We start from the raw sequence: 15928 nt of genomic DNA on the forward strand, positions 1-15928 counted from the left end.
ACCTTAATCCTGCCCGGCTTTTATACGGCGGGACTCGCCAGGTTCGGTTCCCCTGCGGCGTCGATGCCTATTAAAAGGGACCTCGAAAATAAGGTGCTGGTCATGATCCACTATTCCACCTGCGAAGAAATCAAAGCCTGCCGAGCGTTCGCCCTGGAACGCAATCGTCAAATGTTCGAAGAAGCACAGGCGTTGAGCCGCAGCGCCTATGAGTTGCTGGAGGGCAGTGAACTGGACGGGGAATTGTTTGATCGTTACCAAGCCATGCGCAGGAAAGCCGACTTGAAGTTCGAGGAAGCAATCGGGCACTTACGCGTGCTCAACGAGGACTTTCCACCGATCTCGATATCCACGAACAACGCTCATCGATTGCACCCGCCGCTCGAATCCAGAGCATGAAATCAAGAGCCCGGCCCATTCGCCGGGCTTCTTTTTGCCCGGGGTATCAAACCTCCACTGCGAACTGCATGAGTCAATTTCCGGACTCATGCAGCCTGCACGACTTCAGTTCGCCATCAGCGATTCCAACCCGTTGTTTTTCATAAAAAATATCGCTCGACAAAAGCGGCACGACAAATGCTCAAGGACTATGAGCGACCTTCGGCCATGAGACCGTTCGCGCTCACCCCCGTGACTATTCGAGAGACTCGACCATGAACGCCATAGACCTGTTGAAAGCCGACCATGAACGCGTAAAAGGCATCCTGACCCAGTTGAGTGAATCCACTGAGCGCGGGATTAAAAAGCGCACAGAGTTGCTGGCCAAGCTGGAAATGGAAATCAGCATCCACACCCGCCTGGAAGAAGAAGTCCTGTACCCGGCGTACAAGAAGGCCGGGGGCAAGGAGCAAGATGTGATGTATTACGAAGCCAAGGAAGAACACCGCACCGTTGATTCACTGGTGTTACCCGACCTGAAAGTCACCGACCCGTCCACCCCTGAATTCGCCGGTCGGGTGAAAGTGGTCAAGGAACTGCTGGAGCACCACATCGAAGAGGAAGAAACGGAAATGTTTCCCCAGGCCAAAAAGCTTCTGGGCAAAGCAACCCTGGAAGAATTGGGGGCGCAAATGGAAAGCTTGAAAGCCCAGTACAAAAAAGAAATGAGCGCGGCCAATCTGGCGGCTTGATCCCGGTGCAAAATCCTTGTGGGAGCGGGCTTGCTCGCGAAAATGGAGAATCAGCCAATATCAATGTCGACTGACACGCCACTTTCGCGAGCAAGCCCGCTCCCACAGGTCGTATACGCTTTACACCTCTAGCTGCTCATCAGGGGGTGAAATGGATTATCTCGATTGGGTGCAATGGCCAGCGATGCTGGTCACGGTTTTGGCAGCGTGGTTGATTGGTTCACAAACCCCTTCGCGCAGGGTTTCAGGTTTCATCTGCTTTATTGTCAGCAATGTTTTATGGGTGATATGGGGTTACCACACCCATGCCTACGCGCTGATCGTGTTGCAGTTTTGCCTGTGTGCCATGAACTTGCGCGGATTCAAGAAAAACGCGGACGCCGGTACTGAACATTGAGCGCGCAGTCACTTCATGGCCGAAGCAATGATCTCCACCAGATTGAGTTGGGTGAAGGGTTTGGATAAGCGCGGGAGCCGGGTCGCAAACCCTTCCAGCCGCTCAGCGTAACCAGTGGCGAGAATGATCGGCACGTTCGGTTTTATCATCCGGATAGCCTGTGCCAGTTGCGCGCCACTCATCTGCGGCATGGCCATGTCCGTGATGACCAGGTCAATGTTCTGCTCACTATCGAACAGTTCCAGCGCCTGTGCACCGGATACCGCACTGATCACCCGGTGCCCGAGGTCCTCAAGTAACAGGCTGGTACTGGTCAACACCAGACTATCGTCGTCCACAACCATGACGCACAGACGGGGCACCGTCACTGCGGGCTCTTCCTCGACAACGGGTTTGGTAACCGGGTCGCCCGTGGCTATGGGTAACCACAGTTCGGCGGTGGTGCCTTTGTCCTTCTGACTCTTGAGAATGAATCGCCCGCCCAGTTGCTCGATAAAACCGTGAACCATCGACAACCCCAGGCCCGTACCTTTGCCGACACCTTTAGTGGTGAAAAACGGGTCCTTCGCTGAAGCCAGCGTGGCCTCATCCATGCCTTCACCGGTATCAGTGACGCTCAGGCAGACATAACGACCCGGCACCAGCGATAACCTGGCCTGATCGTGAACGTCTTCTGATCGGGTACTGATGGTGATCTTTCCCCCATGAGGCATGGCATCACGGGCGTTTGTCGCCAGGTTCAGCACCGCCAGTTCGAGTTGGTTGGCGTCGGCCAGCACGGGTTCAAGTTCTGGGGAAAAGCGGGTATCGAGGTTCACCGAAGGCCCGAGGGAGCTACGCAACAGACCGGTGATACCTTGCACTAGCGCGGGTATCTCGACGGCTTCGGTTTTGAGTTCCTGACGCCGGGCAAACGCGAGCATGCGCTGGGTCAAGGACACACCGCGCAAAGCCCCCTGAGTGGCGTTGTCTACCAAACGGGTAATCTTCGAATCGTCCCCCACCCTTTTGCGAACGATTTCCAGATTGCCGAGGATGACCGTCAGCAAATTGTTGAAGTCGTGGGCAATCCCCCCGCTGAGCTGGCCGACGGCCTGCATCTTCTGCGCCTGGAACAGCGCTTCGCGGGTTTGTTCAAGCGCCTGCTGTGCTTGCGTCGCTTCGGTGATGTCACGGGTAATCTTGGCGAAACCGAGCAACGTGCCGGTATCTCCCCAAATCGGGTCGACCACGACATGCGCCAGGAACCGGGTACCGTCCTTGCGCAGCCGCCAGCCTTTGTTTTCGAAACGTCCCTCGCGCACAGCAATGTCCAACGTCCGTTGCGGCTCGCCAGCCTCACGATCTTCCGGGGTATAAAACATCGAAAAGTGTTGGCCGATGACTTCTTCGGGCAAGTAGCCCTTGATGCGCTGGGCTCCCACATTCCAGTTGGTCAACCGACCGTCCGGTGCAAGCATGTAGATGGCGTAGTCAGTGACGCTTTGAACCAGCAAGCGGAACTGCTGCTCGCTTTGCTTGAGGATTTCTTCGGCCATTTTGCGGTCGGTCAGGTCCCGGGTGATCTTGGCGAACCCGAGCAACTTTCCTGACGGATCGATAATGGGATCAATCACCACGTGGCACCAGAAATGCGTACCGTCCTTGCGAACCCGCCAGCCTTCACCTTCGAAACGCCCCTCCCGAATCGCCGTATCCAGCGCCCGTTGGGGTTTCCCGGCCAGGCGGTCCTCTTCGGTGTAGAACCGCGAGAAGTGCTGGCCGAGTATTTCTGCTTCCTCATACCCTTTGAAACGCCTGGCGCCCGCGTTCCAGCTGGTAATGATTCCATCGGGATCAATCATGTAGATCGCATAGTCAATCACAGCATCGATCAACAGGCGCAAACGACTGTCCTCGATGGCTGTGGTTTTGGTCCGATCCTCGATCATTGATTCCTCACGTCATCATTGTTTTTTGTGGAGTATGCGACAAACCGCCAATTTGGAAAGCCGCAAAAGCAATGCCTGGCCTCGCATCCCCCTTATTCCTGGTTGCACATGTTATCTGTACACGTATTTGACGATATAGGCGTGCAGGTCGTTGTAGACAAAGTCAGGTACCTGTTCGGCCAATGACCCGGCCTTGTGCAACGCCAGGTGGCATTCCTTGACCATTTCATCACGCTCCTTCATGGCGTAGACGTGATTGTTAATGATGGCGGTGTAGGCGCTATCACTATAGGGCGCAGTGGTTGAGCTAATGCTGAGTTGGCCGCCGGCCTCTTTGGTGTACGTGCTGTGTGCCCGTAAAACCCGTTCATTCAACGCCCCCAGGCCACGCTCATACAGCGAGATCCGCGAGCCGCTCACTGCTTTTGCGATCGTCTCGAAAGCCAGGATGATCGCCTGAGCGTTATTCATGCTCGACTCCAGTGCCGAATAACTGACAAACCGTTCCAGCTCCTGTTTTTCCAGGCTTCTCATCGCCCTTTTGATGCTAGACAGGTGCGCGAACGCCTGGTTGCAGCCCACGATGTGGGCTTCAAGTTGATAGCCCGCGGATATGGCGGGCGACGCAATTCCCGCAAAGGCAATATCGTCGAACGCACACTCCATGATGATGTTGTATTGGCGCGTAAACGCCTCCGTGAAGATTTTGGTGCCGATCTCCCGGACAAAGGCCTCCGTATGCTCATAAGCGTGCAGAACGCCTAGTTTGATCATCTCGGCATACTGAGGGTGTTTTTCTCGATACTCGGGCAGGTACAGACGCACGTAATTGCTATAGCGCCCCGAAGGCAGGAGGTTCTTTTCCAACAAGTAGGTTTTACCTGAGCCCTGCAATCCGGCGGTGACCAGCATTTTGGGGATTGGCTCGGCGGTCTTGCCGCTGAACAGCACGGCGGTGATGTCATTGAATGCAGTGGTGACGTGTTCCGGTGTGTAAGCGTAATTCGGGGTTTGCGACATACCTTGATTTCCTTATCAAAGATCCATTGAAATGATTGCCTGCCCTTTGAATAAAGCCTGCTTTCGCGGCTTGTTCAAATGGCCGTGTCTTTCAAGATATGTCGATGTTTTTAAAGTAAAAAATCCTACTCAGCAGGACTAAAAATCGCCGGAGCAACCGACCACCAGCGCGGCAGTAATTGCTTGACCTTGCTCTCGCCAAACCGGTCATCGATCAACATCACTACCCCTTGGTCCTGCTGGGTGCGAATCACCCGTCCCGCCGCCTGAACCACCTTCTGCACACCGGGAAACAGGTACGTGTAGTCGTAACCGGCACCGAAGATCGCCGCCATCCGGTGTTTGAGCTGCTCGTTGACCGGGTTGAGTTGCGCCAGGCCCAGGGTCGCGATGAACGCACCGATCAGTCGTGCTCCGGGCAAGTCGATGCCTTCGCCAAACGCGCCACCCAGTACCGCAAAACCCACACCCTGACTGTCCGCGGTGAACTGGTCGAGAAAGTCCTGCCGCTGCCCTTCCCCCATGCCTCGGGATTGCGCCCACAGATTGATGTGTGGATGACGCTCGGCCAGCAACTGCGCCACCTGCTGCAAATAATCGAAGCTGCTGAAAAACGCCAGGTAATTGCCGGGACGCTCAGTGAACTGCCTGGCAATCAGTTCGACGATGGGCGCCAGGGATGACTGACGATGGACGAACCGCGTGGAAATCTGGCTGACGATGTGCACTTTCAGCTGGTCGGCGTGAAACGGCGATTCGACGTCTATCCATACCGTGTTCGTCGGTGTACCCAGCAAATCGGCGTAATAGTGACGTGGGCTCAGGGTCGCGGAAAACAGTACGGTGCTGCGCGCCGCCGTCAGGCGCGGGCGAATGAAGCCGGCGGGAACCACGTTGCGCAGGCACAGCTGTGACAGGTTGCGCTTGCGATCGAGGTCGCGCTTGCTGATGTCGAACAGGAACTGTTCATCGAAGAGTTCGGCCACCCGACAGAATTGCAGCATGTCGAAGTAGAAGTTCTGTAAGGCGCTGTCCAGCCCTTGAGGGTGATCGTTCAGGTAATCGCCGATGCTCGCGCTGCACGAGAACAACGCCTGGAGCAGTTTTTCCGGGGCTTTGTCATACGCCTGATAGGCGCCAAGTTGCAGGTTATGCAGGGCATTCCACTCGCGATTGACCCGCTGCAGGGCGTTCTTCAACGCTTCAGGGGCGGTTTTACGCACGCCATTGAGTGTCGATTGATCGAGGCTGGCGCTGTACATCTGGCGGCCACGCTCCACCAGGTTATGCGCCTCGTCCACCAGCACCGCGACCTTCCAGTTGTTGGCCTGGGCCAGCCCGAACAACAGCGCGCTGAAATCGAAGTAGTAGTTGTAATCGGCAACCACCACGTCGGCCCAGCGGGCCATTTCCTGGCTCAGGTAATAAGGGCAGACGTCGTGTGCCAGGGCAACCTCGCGCAACGCGCCCTGGTTCAACAGGCTCAGTTCACTGGCGGCCTGGCGAGCGGCCGGCAAGCGATCATAAAACCCTTGAGCCAACGGGCAGGATTCGCCGTGGCAGGCCTTGTCCGGATGTTCGCAAGCCTTGTCCCGGGCAATCATTTCGAGAACCCGCAGTGGCGGCGCATCGGCGCTGTCGAGGATGACCTGCGCGGCGTCCAGCGCCAGTTTGCGTCCCGGGGTTTTCGCGGTGAGGAAGAACACCTTGTCCAGTTGCTGCGGTGCCAGGGCCTTGAGCATCGGAAACAGTGTGCCGACCGTTTTGCCGATACCCGTGGGCGCCTGGGCCATCAGGCAGCGGCCGGTACTGACCGCCTTGAACACCGATTCAGCCAGGTGACGCTGCCCCGGTCGAAAGTCGGCATGGGGAAACGCCAACTGTTGCGCCGCCCGATTGCGCCCTTCTCGATGGGCCATTTCCTGCTCGGCCCAATGCAGGAACCGTGCGCAATGAAGTTCGAAGAACTGCTTCAGTTCATCGGCGCTGAACGCCTCGACCAGACAGGTTTCCTTTTCGCTGACAATGTCGAAGTACACCAGGGCCAGATTGATGTGCGTCAGATCGAGTTTCTGGCACATCAACCAACCGTAGACCTTCGCCTGGGCCCAGTGCAGCTGACGGTGATTGGCCGGTTGCTTGCTCAAGTCGCCGCGATAGGTTTTGACTTCTTCGAGGCAGTTTTGCGCGGGGTCGTAGCCGTCCGCCCTGCCCTTGACCCTCAACGTTTGATACAGGCCTTCAAGCGCGACTTCGCTCAGATATCCGTCACTGCGTCGGGACGCCACCGTGCGGTGCCCGACAATACCTTCCAGTGCGGTGGGCGACGGGGTAAAACGCAGGTCGAGGTCCCCGACCTTGGCGGTAAACTCACACAACGCCCGCACCGCGATGCTGTAGCTCAAGCGCTCTGCTCCGACCACTGCACGTAGCAAACGGCAATCGGCATCTGGTGTTCATGACAGAACTCCAGCCAGCGCAACTGGTTGTCTTGCAAACGGTCGCCGGGGCCTTTGACTTCAATCATCCGGTAGGTCTTGTCCTGCGGCCAGAACTGGATCAGGTCCGGCATGCCGGCGCGGTTGGCCTTGATGTCCAGCAGCAAACGATTGAACCAGTGCTTGAGGTGTTCGGCCGGCAGGCAATCGAGTGCCTGATCGAGCAACGCCTCGCTCAGCGCACCCCAGAATACGAACGGCGACTGCACGCCCCACTTGGCGACATAACGCTCACGAATCGTCTGGATGTAGCGCCCGTCTTCGAGCTCGGCGAGGCAGCCCTGAAACAGCTCCGACCGGCGAGCATGAAAGTCTTCATTGAGCAGATCCACCGGCCCGCGCTGGAACGGGTGAAAAAAAGCTCCCGGCAAGGGTGCAAAGATCGCCGGCCAGCACAGCAGCCCGAACAGCGAGTTGATCAGGCTGTTTTCGACGTAATGCACCGGCGCCGAATCCTGCGCCAGGTGGGCCTGAACGTAATACTCCACGGACAGTGCCGGGTCGGTTCTGGGCAGTTGCAAGTCCAGGCGCAGCATTTCCCTGGGTGATACGCGCTTGATCACCGGGCCGCCAAGCTTGCGCCGCAACCTGGGCAATATCCGCAGCAATTGCTGCCGTTCGGAGGCGCTTTCCGGCGATTGCTCGGCATGGGTCGCCAGGTCCATGGCCAGCTGATATTCACCACAGCGTTCCAGCACGCGAATCAGACGTAGGCGTGCGCCAGGCCAGGCACACTCGCGGTAGAGGGTCAGTGCCGAGGCGAAATCCGCCATGCGCTCGCAATGCTGACCGATCTGGAACAGCAGTTTGCCGCGACGTCTTTGCAGCCAGGGGTTGTCCAGCGCCAGCCCATTGATCTGCTCGACAATACCGGTCACCGCTTCACCGGCCTCGAAACGCAGCTGACATTCGTGAAGGAAGAAACAGGCATCCACATCATTGCGACTGCGCAAGCCCCGGGATTCGGCGCAGAACTCGACTTTCTCGTAGGTGAAGATGCCAAGATCAGCCAGTACAAACTCGGACCAGTCCTGGTAAAGATTGCCGAAAAACATCAAGCGCAAGCGGTCGCACAGGCCCATGATGGTCAGGCTGAACAATCGCTCATCCAGCGTCGGGCACCACTGGTTGAAGCCCTGCACTTGGGGAAACTGCTCGCTAAGCGTTGGCAGCCAATCATTCTTTTTTCCCTTGGGCTGATCGATGGCCGCGCCGAAGCACTGGAGAATTTCGGCCTTTAGCAGCACGTCAAACAGCGTCTCGATCGACAGCGGTGATTGCTCATCGATCCAGCCCAGTTCCAGCAACGGGCCGGCGGCCAGGGCGATGTCCCCGATCTCCACGTAATGCAGCTTGCTCGCCCTGAAGTGAATCCCCTTGCGCATTACCATTCTGACCAGCAATGCCCGCGACTCTCGGGGCAACCGATTGAAGTCGCGGATGAAGTGTTGCTCCTCGACACTCAACACATCGGCATAGCGATGCTCAAGCCAATCAAGCACTTGCATGAAGTTGTTCAAGTAATAGAACGGATCGTCGAGCGGGTTTGCAGTCACAGGAAAAAAGGGCCATGGCGAGCGAGTACTGGTTATGCGTACAGATACCAGCTACGCCCTGTACGTTGCAAACGGAAAAGGATAAGCGGCGGCGCTATTGGTTATTTTTCAGGTGCCGATCGAACTTTCCGCCGATCCATCGCACCAACCGCGATAGAGGTTCAGTGAGGCTTGATCTCACCCGAGGCAGCCGCGCTGTTTTTTTTGAAGTTTGAGAGGTGAGTATGAATATCAAGACTCTGGGTTTGCCCCTGGCAGTAGCAGCCTTTCTGGCCCTGGCTGGTTGCTCGACGCCAACGGTCGTGACGCTGCAGAACGGCACCCAGTATTTGACCAAGGACATGCCGAACACCAAGACCAAGGACGGCTTCTATGAATTCGAAGATATCTCCGGGGCGAAAGTGAAGGTCAAGGCTGAAGAAGTCACCACGATTCGTCAGGAAGACTGATTTAGACCGCGTTATCGTTCTTCGCGAGCAAGCCCGCTCCCACATGGGATTTGTGTACACCACAGTTCCAATGTGGGAGCGGGCTTGCTCGCGAAGAGGCCCCTACCGGCGCCGAATCACCCTCAGGCGATAACAATTCCTGAGCTGGACAAGCTGTCTAATCCAACCCCGACCAACGTCACCGAATCGCTGCCAAACGTCAGTACTGTGTCCTGCCCCACCGCCGTGGCATGCGCCCGATAGTCGTCGTTCGCCGTCACCCTCTGAACCCCGAGAAACACCAGTTTGTCGTTCGCTTGATAGCCAACCACCCGGTCCTGGCCAAACGCGCCGCTGAACAGGAATGTATCGATCCCGCCCCCCGACTCCATCAGGTCATTCCCCGCCCCGCCAACAAACACGTCGTTGCCCTTTGCGCCGATCAAATGGTCGTTGCCGTCCAGGCCGAACAACCAGTCGCCACCCGCATGAGCCTTGAGCGTATCGGCATCGGCGCCGCCCTTCACCGTTGACGCGTACTGGGTCAGGTTGCTGCCGACCGCCAGCCCGTTGGCCGTGACGCTGTGGGTGACGTCATCCTTGAACACTCCCCACAGAAACCCCGGTTCCTTGGTCACAATGCTGCCGATATCGCGGGTCATGCTGATGCCGCCATTGGCGTCGCGGATGTACAGGGTACCGGTGCCGTCATTGGCGAAATCAAAGTTCTTCACCGACTGCTGCAAGTCGAGCGAATTATTGCCCTTGCCGCCCAGCAGGATGTTGTAGCCGCCGCCATCGCGGAAGGTATCGTTGCCGTCGCCACCTTCCAGGTAATCGTTGCCCCTGCCACCCTGGATCAGGTCGTTGCCGTCGCTGCCGATGATGAAGGTGCTGCCCTTGTGGGTTTCGGCGTTGCGATTCAGATCCTGGACCCAGGTGTTGGCCCGCGCCGGGTCCGACAGGTTGGCGACGATGATGGTCGAGTCTTTGCTCGTCAGGTCGTAGAACTTCGATTCGATCACCCGATTCATGCCTTCGCCATAAGCGGTGGGCAAGTGCGAGATCCAGGTCGGGATGTTGATGATGGAAAACGGCAGCACATTCCACGCCGTAGAAGCGTAGTGATCGTTGAAGCTGACGATGTTATCGGTTGCCGAGTCCTTGGGCGCATCGTGCACGCCCACCGACGCCAGGTTGAACGAGGAACCGTCGAGCGCTCGGAACACCGGATCGTTTTCATAACCGACGTTCAGCACTTTGTCGGTGTTGCTCTGCGTCGGTGAAGCGTAGGCAACGTAGTTGGAATCTTTATAGAACCCCGACCACTTGCCATCGCTCAAGTCCGCCAGGCTGTTGACCGCCAATCCGCCGAGGCTGTGGCCGCTGACCAGCACATCCTTGCCTGACAGGCCATTGGCCCGGGCAAATGCCGCGACGTCGTCGAGCAAGTTGCCGAAGGCCTCGCCCGCATAGTTTTTGGCGTAATCCTTGGGCCCCAACGCCGCCAGCAGATCGTTGATCACGTCGCCGATGGAGTCGCTGATCTGGCTTTCTCGCGGGCCGCTGGTGCCGCGAAAGGCGATGCCGATTTCAGTGAGATGACCTTGGGCGTCGTACTTGCCGAGAATTTCCACTTGAGCGCTGGTGTAACCGGCCTTCTCCCCAAAGAACGTTCCACGCGCATCGACCTTGCCGTCATAGCCCAACTGCGTGGCGGTGATGGGTGTCCAGCCAGCTTTCTGCACCGCCTCCAGCGCGGCTTTTTCCGAATCCGGGTTCCAGGGAATGCCGGGGATGACACCCTGAGAATCGGTGCCACCAATCAGCGCGGTCACCAGCGTCGCCGGCAAGCCGAGGCCGAAACCGTTGTGCTGATAACCGGTGGCAAAGCCGTTATCGAGGTTGTGATAGGAGTACAGCGTGATCGCCATCGCGTCGGTACACAACGCTTTGGAGTCTGCCGTGCCGAAGTTTTTGTAGTCGTACACACCCATTGGTATTGCCTCTCTCTTTGTTGGAATTGTCAGAGATAGCTCACAACCAGGACGCCTCAATCACGAGGCGCCCCGGAGCTTCTAGTGCATGCAGCCGTTACGCAAAGGTAATGCCGGAAGCCGACAGGCTATCCAGCCCGACACCCACCAGCGTCACGGCGAAATCACCGATCTTGAGCACGGTATCCTGGCCTGCCTGTGACGCATGCTGCGTGTAGTCATAACCCTGCCCCGCGCCCTGAACGCCCATGAATACCAGCTTGTCGTTGCTCTGATAGCCATTGATCGCGTCGAAACCGAAGGCGCCGCTGAACAGGAACGTGTTGTTGCCACCCGAGGTATGCATGACGTCATTGCCCGCGCCACCGACGAAGGTCACGTGGCTTTTGTCGCTGCGCAGCAAGTCGTCGCCGGCGTTGCCGAACAACCAGTCGCCATCAAGCGTCGCCGCCAGCGTGTTGCCATAAGCGTCGCCATTGAGCGAATGGTTGTAGTGGGTCAGCTCCGTGCCGTTGAGCAAACCGTTGGCGGTGACGTTATAGGTGACGTCGCTGCTGCCCCACCACGATCCCGACTCCTTGCTGACCAGCGCGCCGATGTCCCGGGTCATGCTGATGCCACCGTAGGCGTCGCGCACATACAGCGTGCCGTCGCCATCGTTGGCAAAGCTGAAGTTCTGCAACGGCTTCTGTAGCTCGAAGGTATTGCTGCCCTTGCCACCCAACAGGATGTTGTAGCCGCCGTCGTCGCGGAACCGGTCGTTGCCGTCGCGGCCCTCGATAAAGTCATTGCCCACACCGCCCTTGAGCAGGTCGTTGCTGTCGGTGCCGATGATGAACGTGCTGCCGGTGTGCGGTTCGCCGCTGCGGCCGAGGTCCTCGACCCAGGTTGTGCCCCGGGACGATTGCGCCAGGTTGGAAACGATCAGCGTCGAGTCCTTCTCGGTCAGATCGTAGAACTGCGAGTCGATCACCCGATTTAAGCCATCGGCATAGCCCAGCGAGCCGTGGGCAGACCAGTTCAGCGGATTGAGGATGCTGAACGGCACCAGGTTCTGCGCGGTGGACGCGTACTGGTCATTGAAGTTGACGATGTTGTTGGTCGCCGAATCCTGATGACCGTCGTGTTTGCCCAGGGAACCGCTGCTGAAGGTTGTGCCGTCCAGCACGCGAAACACCGGATCGTTCTCGTAGCCGATGTTCAGCACGTTGTTGCCGGTGGCGCTCTGGGTCGGCGAGGCGAAGGCCACATAGTTGGCCTCCTTGAAGAAACCGCCCCAATTGTCGCTGCTCAGTTCAGCGAGGCTATTGACCCCCAATCCGCCAAGGCTGTGACCGCTGACCAGCACGTCCCTGCCGCTCAGGCCTTGGGCGATGGCAAACGCGGCGACGTCCTTGAGTAAGGTGTCGAAAGCGTTTTTCGCATAGTTCGTCGCGTAATCCACTGGGCCGACAGCCGCCAGCAGATTGTTTTTCATGTCGCCGAAGGTGTCGCTGTAACCCAGGCCACCGGTGCCACGAAAGGCAATGCCGATACCAATCAGCTTGCCTGCCGCGTCGTACTTACCGAGCACTTCGGCTTCGGCGCTGGTGAAGCCGTCTTTCTCGCCATAGAAGGTGCCGTGATCGCCAACCTTGCCCTGGTAACCCAAGGCAGCCGCTTGAATTGGCGCCCAAGCGGTCGCCGGAAGCGGCTGACCCGTTGGCGTGTACGCATACAGCGTCAGTGCGATGGCATCGGAGTACGCCGCTTTGCCGTCGGCATTTTTATAGTCAAAAAGTCCCATGTGCTTGCTTCCTTTGCGTTGAATCAGAACTGCCAATCCAGGGTCAGACCCACGCCGTGGTCTTTCTCGTTGGAGCCGAGCAGTCCGTTGTAATCCAGGCTCAAACGAACATCCTGCGCCACTGCCAAACCGGCCCGCGCGCCAATGACGGCGGCGTTACGATCCAGGGAAACGCTCTGCACGCTGAATGCGGTGTTGCCGTTGGCGAAGGCCAGGTGATCTTCGGAACGGGTGTTGCTCAGGTTGTGCTGCCAGCCGAGGCTGCCGGACAGTTCCAGCTGTTGCTTGTCGGACAGCACAATGGCTTTGCTCGCCCGCAGGCCGAGGGTCGAGAGCACGGAGTCGCGATTGTTTTCGCCGCCCTTGAGCGCCGCTGCATCACCTTTCTCGGTGAAGCTGTCGCTGTTGAGGTGCACATATGCCAGGTTGGCGAACGGTTCCAGCGCCAGCGGTTGCAGGTCCAGGCGATACGCCGCTTCGGTAAACAGTTGTGCGGTGGTCGCATCGCGTTTGGATTTCTGTTTGCCGCTGACATCGCCAAATTGCAGATCACGTTTGACGTCGATGCGATGCCAGCTGTAGGCGCCACCGACGCTCAAGCGAAGCGCATCGATTTCATGGCCCAGATAGGCGCCCAAGTGGTAGCTGTCGACGGAGGCTGACGAATGCGTGCCATCGCCCATGCTCAACGAACTGTCGCTGTAACCGGTGACGAAACCCAGCCGCGTATGTTCAGTGATCAAACCATCGGCACCCGCCAGCAAGCCGCCGATGGAGCTGTTGGAACTGGCGTTGTCATGCCCGCCATCGCTCTTGCCCCAGGCGCCGAGGACTTTGACCCAGGCGTTGCTACGGTCATCGGTCGGTGCGGCGGCGTCGAACAGATCACGTTCACGCAGGCGCTCGCCGACGGCATCGCGCAGGTAACGGCTGTCGTTGATCAGCAACGTGCCGATTGCCGGGTGAATCTCACCGGACAGTTGCTGGAAGGCTTGCTGAGCAACCTCTGCGGTCGGCGACAACAGCAAGGTTTCATAGAGTGGATTGCCGGCGCCCAATTGCTCGGCGGCAGCGGCGACGGCGCGTTGGTTCGGGGTTTGGCCGACGCTGGCGAAAGAAGCTGCGGTGCGCTCCACCGCCAGTTGGATGCCAGTGGCCGAGTAGTCGAGGGTGCCGCCGAGGAACAGGTAGTTCGGCACCACTGCACCGAAACGCCCTTCGATGCCGCCGGCCGCTTGCAGGATGTTGTACTGATTGCCCAGCAGGGATTTCGCCTCGCTGGTGGTCAGCAAGGTCGGGCTGTTCTCAAGGGACAGGCTGACGGTCGCGCCGTCGATCACGGCTTTACCGCCGGCGATGATCTGGTCGCTGCTGGTCGGCGACAACTCCACGGCGTAGGTCGAGCCAGGCTCGAAGGTTACGTCGCCCGCCACCTGCAAGATGCCGATGGAATTGCCGGGCGCCACGGTGCCGCCGCTTTTCGCGGTCAACGCGCTGATACGACCGTTACCGCCGAGGATGCCGCTGGCATTGACGGTCACCGCCGAGAGCAGCGAGCCGTTGATGGCCAGTCGGCCCTGATTGACCAGCGTCGGGCCGGCATAGGTGTTGGCGCCAGTCAGCACCAGCGTGCCGATGCCCTGCTTGGTCAGGCCACCATGGCCGGAAATGTCGTTGCGCCAGACGTCCAGTCCGCAATGCACATCATTGCAGACGCGTTCGGTCGGTTTGCCCGCGTCGATCGTCGCGCCGATCCCCGGCAAGTCCGCCACAAATTGGCCGGAACCATAGGCACCCTGGATGCGGAACTCCTCGGGAATGTCTTGCTCGGTGACAAACGTCGCCGGGCCATCGATGCCTTTGCGCAGGTTGATCAGGCCCCAGCCGTACAACGCGTCGACACCCGGCGCCCCCATGTCGGTGGCCGTGGTGCGCAACACGCTGGCGACCTGGTCGCCGGTCATGTAGGGGAAGCGCTCCATCAGCACGGCCACCGCGCCCGCCACGTGCGGCGCCGCCATGGAGGTGCCGTTTTTGTTGGCGTAGTCGACCGTCAGGTTATCGGCATGGGTGCCACCGATCACTGCGCTGAAGATCCGGCTGCCCGGTGCGGACACGCAGAAACTCGCGGTGTAGCCGCAGCGCGACGAGAAGGTGCTGATGGTGTAGAGGTCCGGGCTGTTGAGGTCCGGGTTTTTCTGCAGCGCCGCCACGGTCACCCAGTTCGGCGCAATGTCCGGGACGAAATAGCCCAGGCCTGCAATGGCGTCCGGGTTGTTGAGGTTGTAGTCGTTGCCTGCCGCGAAGATCGTCACGATACCGCTGCGAGCTGCCGCGATCGCACCGTCATAGGCACCGCCCTGGCGAGTGCCGAGGATCGGACGGATCTGATCGAACTGCAATTGCGCGTCCTGCACGGTGAAATGCGGATACGCCGGGTCGCGGCCACCCAGGTCGAAGCGATCCGTGATGCCGATGCCCCAACTGTTATTGATGATCCGTGCACCGCTGGCGATCAAGGCGTCCCAACCGGCCTTGTACACCGCACCGTCGTTGCCGAGGATGATGCCGTCTTCAGGGCCGGGGTCGCCATTGTCGGCGCTGATGATTTGCGCGTTGTACGCCACGCCGTGCATCGGGTTGCCATCGCGGCTACCCGCAGCAATTCCGCCGACGTGGGTGCCGTGGGAGCCGAGTTTGCCGTCGGAGCCGACTGAGGGCGAACCGTCATAACGAAACGCATCGCCGACTTTGACCGGAATGTAGGGGTCGGTGTATTCGCGGATGCCGCTGGTGACCAGGGTAACCACCTTGTTGGTGCCGGAGAACTCCGGGTGCAAGGCGTACACCGGTTGGTCGAAGATCCCCAGCTTCACGCCTTTGCCGCTGTAACCTGCGGCATAGGCGTCCTGAGCGTTGATCGCCCCCAGCCCCCAATCGGCATTGAATTCAGCGCTGCGCCAACTGTCGGGATCGCCCGTTCGACCGGTTTCCACGTACGGCGCCGCTTGCGCGGTGCCCAGGGTGGCCAATGCGCAGAGCAAGGCAAGGTTGTTGTACTTGTTGTTCATCCAGCTACCGTCCTTAGTTATGTTGCCAAAATCCTTGTGGCTAGGGGGCTTGCCCCAATTCCTGTCAGTTGAGGTGCGCAACCTGTGGGAGCGGGCTTGCTCGCGAATGCGGCG

Annotated in this window: 11 protein-coding genes; 4 read left to right on the forward strand and 7 right to left on the reverse strand. The window is 58.8% G+C overall.

Annotated elements, in window-relative coordinates:
• Positions 1-102 precede the first annotated feature (102 nt).
• The 3 genes from ACA055_RS15350 to ACA055_RS15360 all read left to right on the forward strand — a co-directional run bounded on the left by ACA055_RS15350 (position 103) and on the right by ACA055_RS15360 (position 1527).
• Complete coding sequence (locus ACA055_RS15350) at positions 103-399, forward strand: hypothetical protein (protein WP_497679412.1); 297 nt, start codon at positions 103-105, stop codon at positions 397-399.
• Positions 400-653: 254 nt separating this feature from the next.
• On the forward strand, positions 654-1130 hold the full coding sequence (locus ACA055_RS15355) for a PA2171 family ribosome-binding persister protein (RefSeq protein WP_497679413.1): 477 nt from the start codon (positions 654-656) through the stop codon (positions 1128-1130).
• A 151-nt stretch (positions 1131-1281) separates the two neighbouring features.
• Positions 1282-1527 (forward strand): hypothetical protein, encoded by a 246-nt coding sequence (locus ACA055_RS15360; RefSeq protein ID WP_497679414.1) that lies wholly within the window; start codon positions 1282-1284, stop codon positions 1525-1527.
• 8 nt (positions 1528-1535) lie between these two features.
• On the opposite strand, the gene ACA055_RS15365 is transcribed toward ACA055_RS15360, so the two are convergent.
• The 4 genes from ACA055_RS15365 to ACA055_RS15380 form a co-directional block, all read right to left on the reverse strand.
• On the reverse strand, positions 1536-3458 hold the full coding sequence (locus ACA055_RS15365) for a hybrid sensor histidine kinase/response regulator (RefSeq protein WP_497679415.1): 1923 nt from the start codon (positions 3456-3458) through the stop codon (positions 1536-1538).
• Between the two features lie 111 nt (positions 3459-3569).
• Entirely contained in the window at positions 3570-4478 is a 909-nt protein-coding gene (locus tag ACA055_RS15370) for a zeta toxin family protein (RefSeq protein WP_497679416.1), read from the reverse strand.
• Positions 4479-4603: 125 nt separating this feature from the next.
• The gene (locus ACA055_RS15375; protein ID WP_497679417.1) at positions 4604-6883 is read right to left on the reverse strand and encodes an ATP-dependent DNA helicase; all 2280 of its coding nucleotides are present in this window, start codon (positions 6881-6883) and stop codon (positions 4604-4606) included.
• On the reverse strand, positions 6880-8532 hold the full coding sequence (locus ACA055_RS15380) for a VRR-NUC domain-containing protein (protein WP_497679418.1): 1653 nt from the start codon (positions 8530-8532) through the stop codon (positions 6880-6882). Before ACA055_RS15380 ends, ACA055_RS15375 begins: the two co-directional genes overlap by 4 nt.
• A 224-nt stretch (positions 8533-8756) precedes the next feature.
• On the opposite strand from ACA055_RS15380, the gene ACA055_RS15385 reads away from it, so the two are divergent.
• The gene (locus ACA055_RS15385; protein ID WP_497679419.1) at positions 8757-8981 is read left to right on the forward strand and encodes a YgdI/YgdR family lipoprotein; all 225 of its coding nucleotides are present in this window, start codon (positions 8757-8759) and stop codon (positions 8979-8981) included.
• A 122-nt stretch (positions 8982-9103) separates the two neighbouring features.
• Here the strand turns inward: ACA055_RS15385 and ACA055_RS15390 are convergent, their stop codons facing one another.
• The 3 genes from ACA055_RS15390 to ACA055_RS15400 all read right to left on the reverse strand — a co-directional run bounded on the left by ACA055_RS15390 (position 9104) and on the right by ACA055_RS15400 (position 15814).
• Positions 9104-10957, reverse strand: coding sequence for a polyurethane esterase (locus ACA055_RS15390; protein ID WP_497679420.1), 1854 nt, complete (start codon positions 10955-10957; stop codon positions 9104-9106).
• A 97-nt stretch (positions 10958-11054) separates the two neighbouring features.
• Positions 11055-12743 (reverse strand): polyurethane esterase, encoded by a 1689-nt coding sequence (locus ACA055_RS15395; protein WP_497679421.1) that lies wholly within the window; start codon positions 12741-12743, stop codon positions 11055-11057.
• 23 nt (positions 12744-12766) lie between these two features.
• Positions 12767-15814, reverse strand: a complete 3048-nt coding sequence (locus ACA055_RS15400) for an autotransporter domain-containing protein (protein ID WP_497679422.1) — start codon at positions 15812-15814, stop codon at positions 12767-12769.
• Between the last annotated feature and the right edge of the window lie 114 nt (positions 15815-15928).

This window comes from Pseudomonas sp. LBUM1657 (assembly GCF_059716075.1).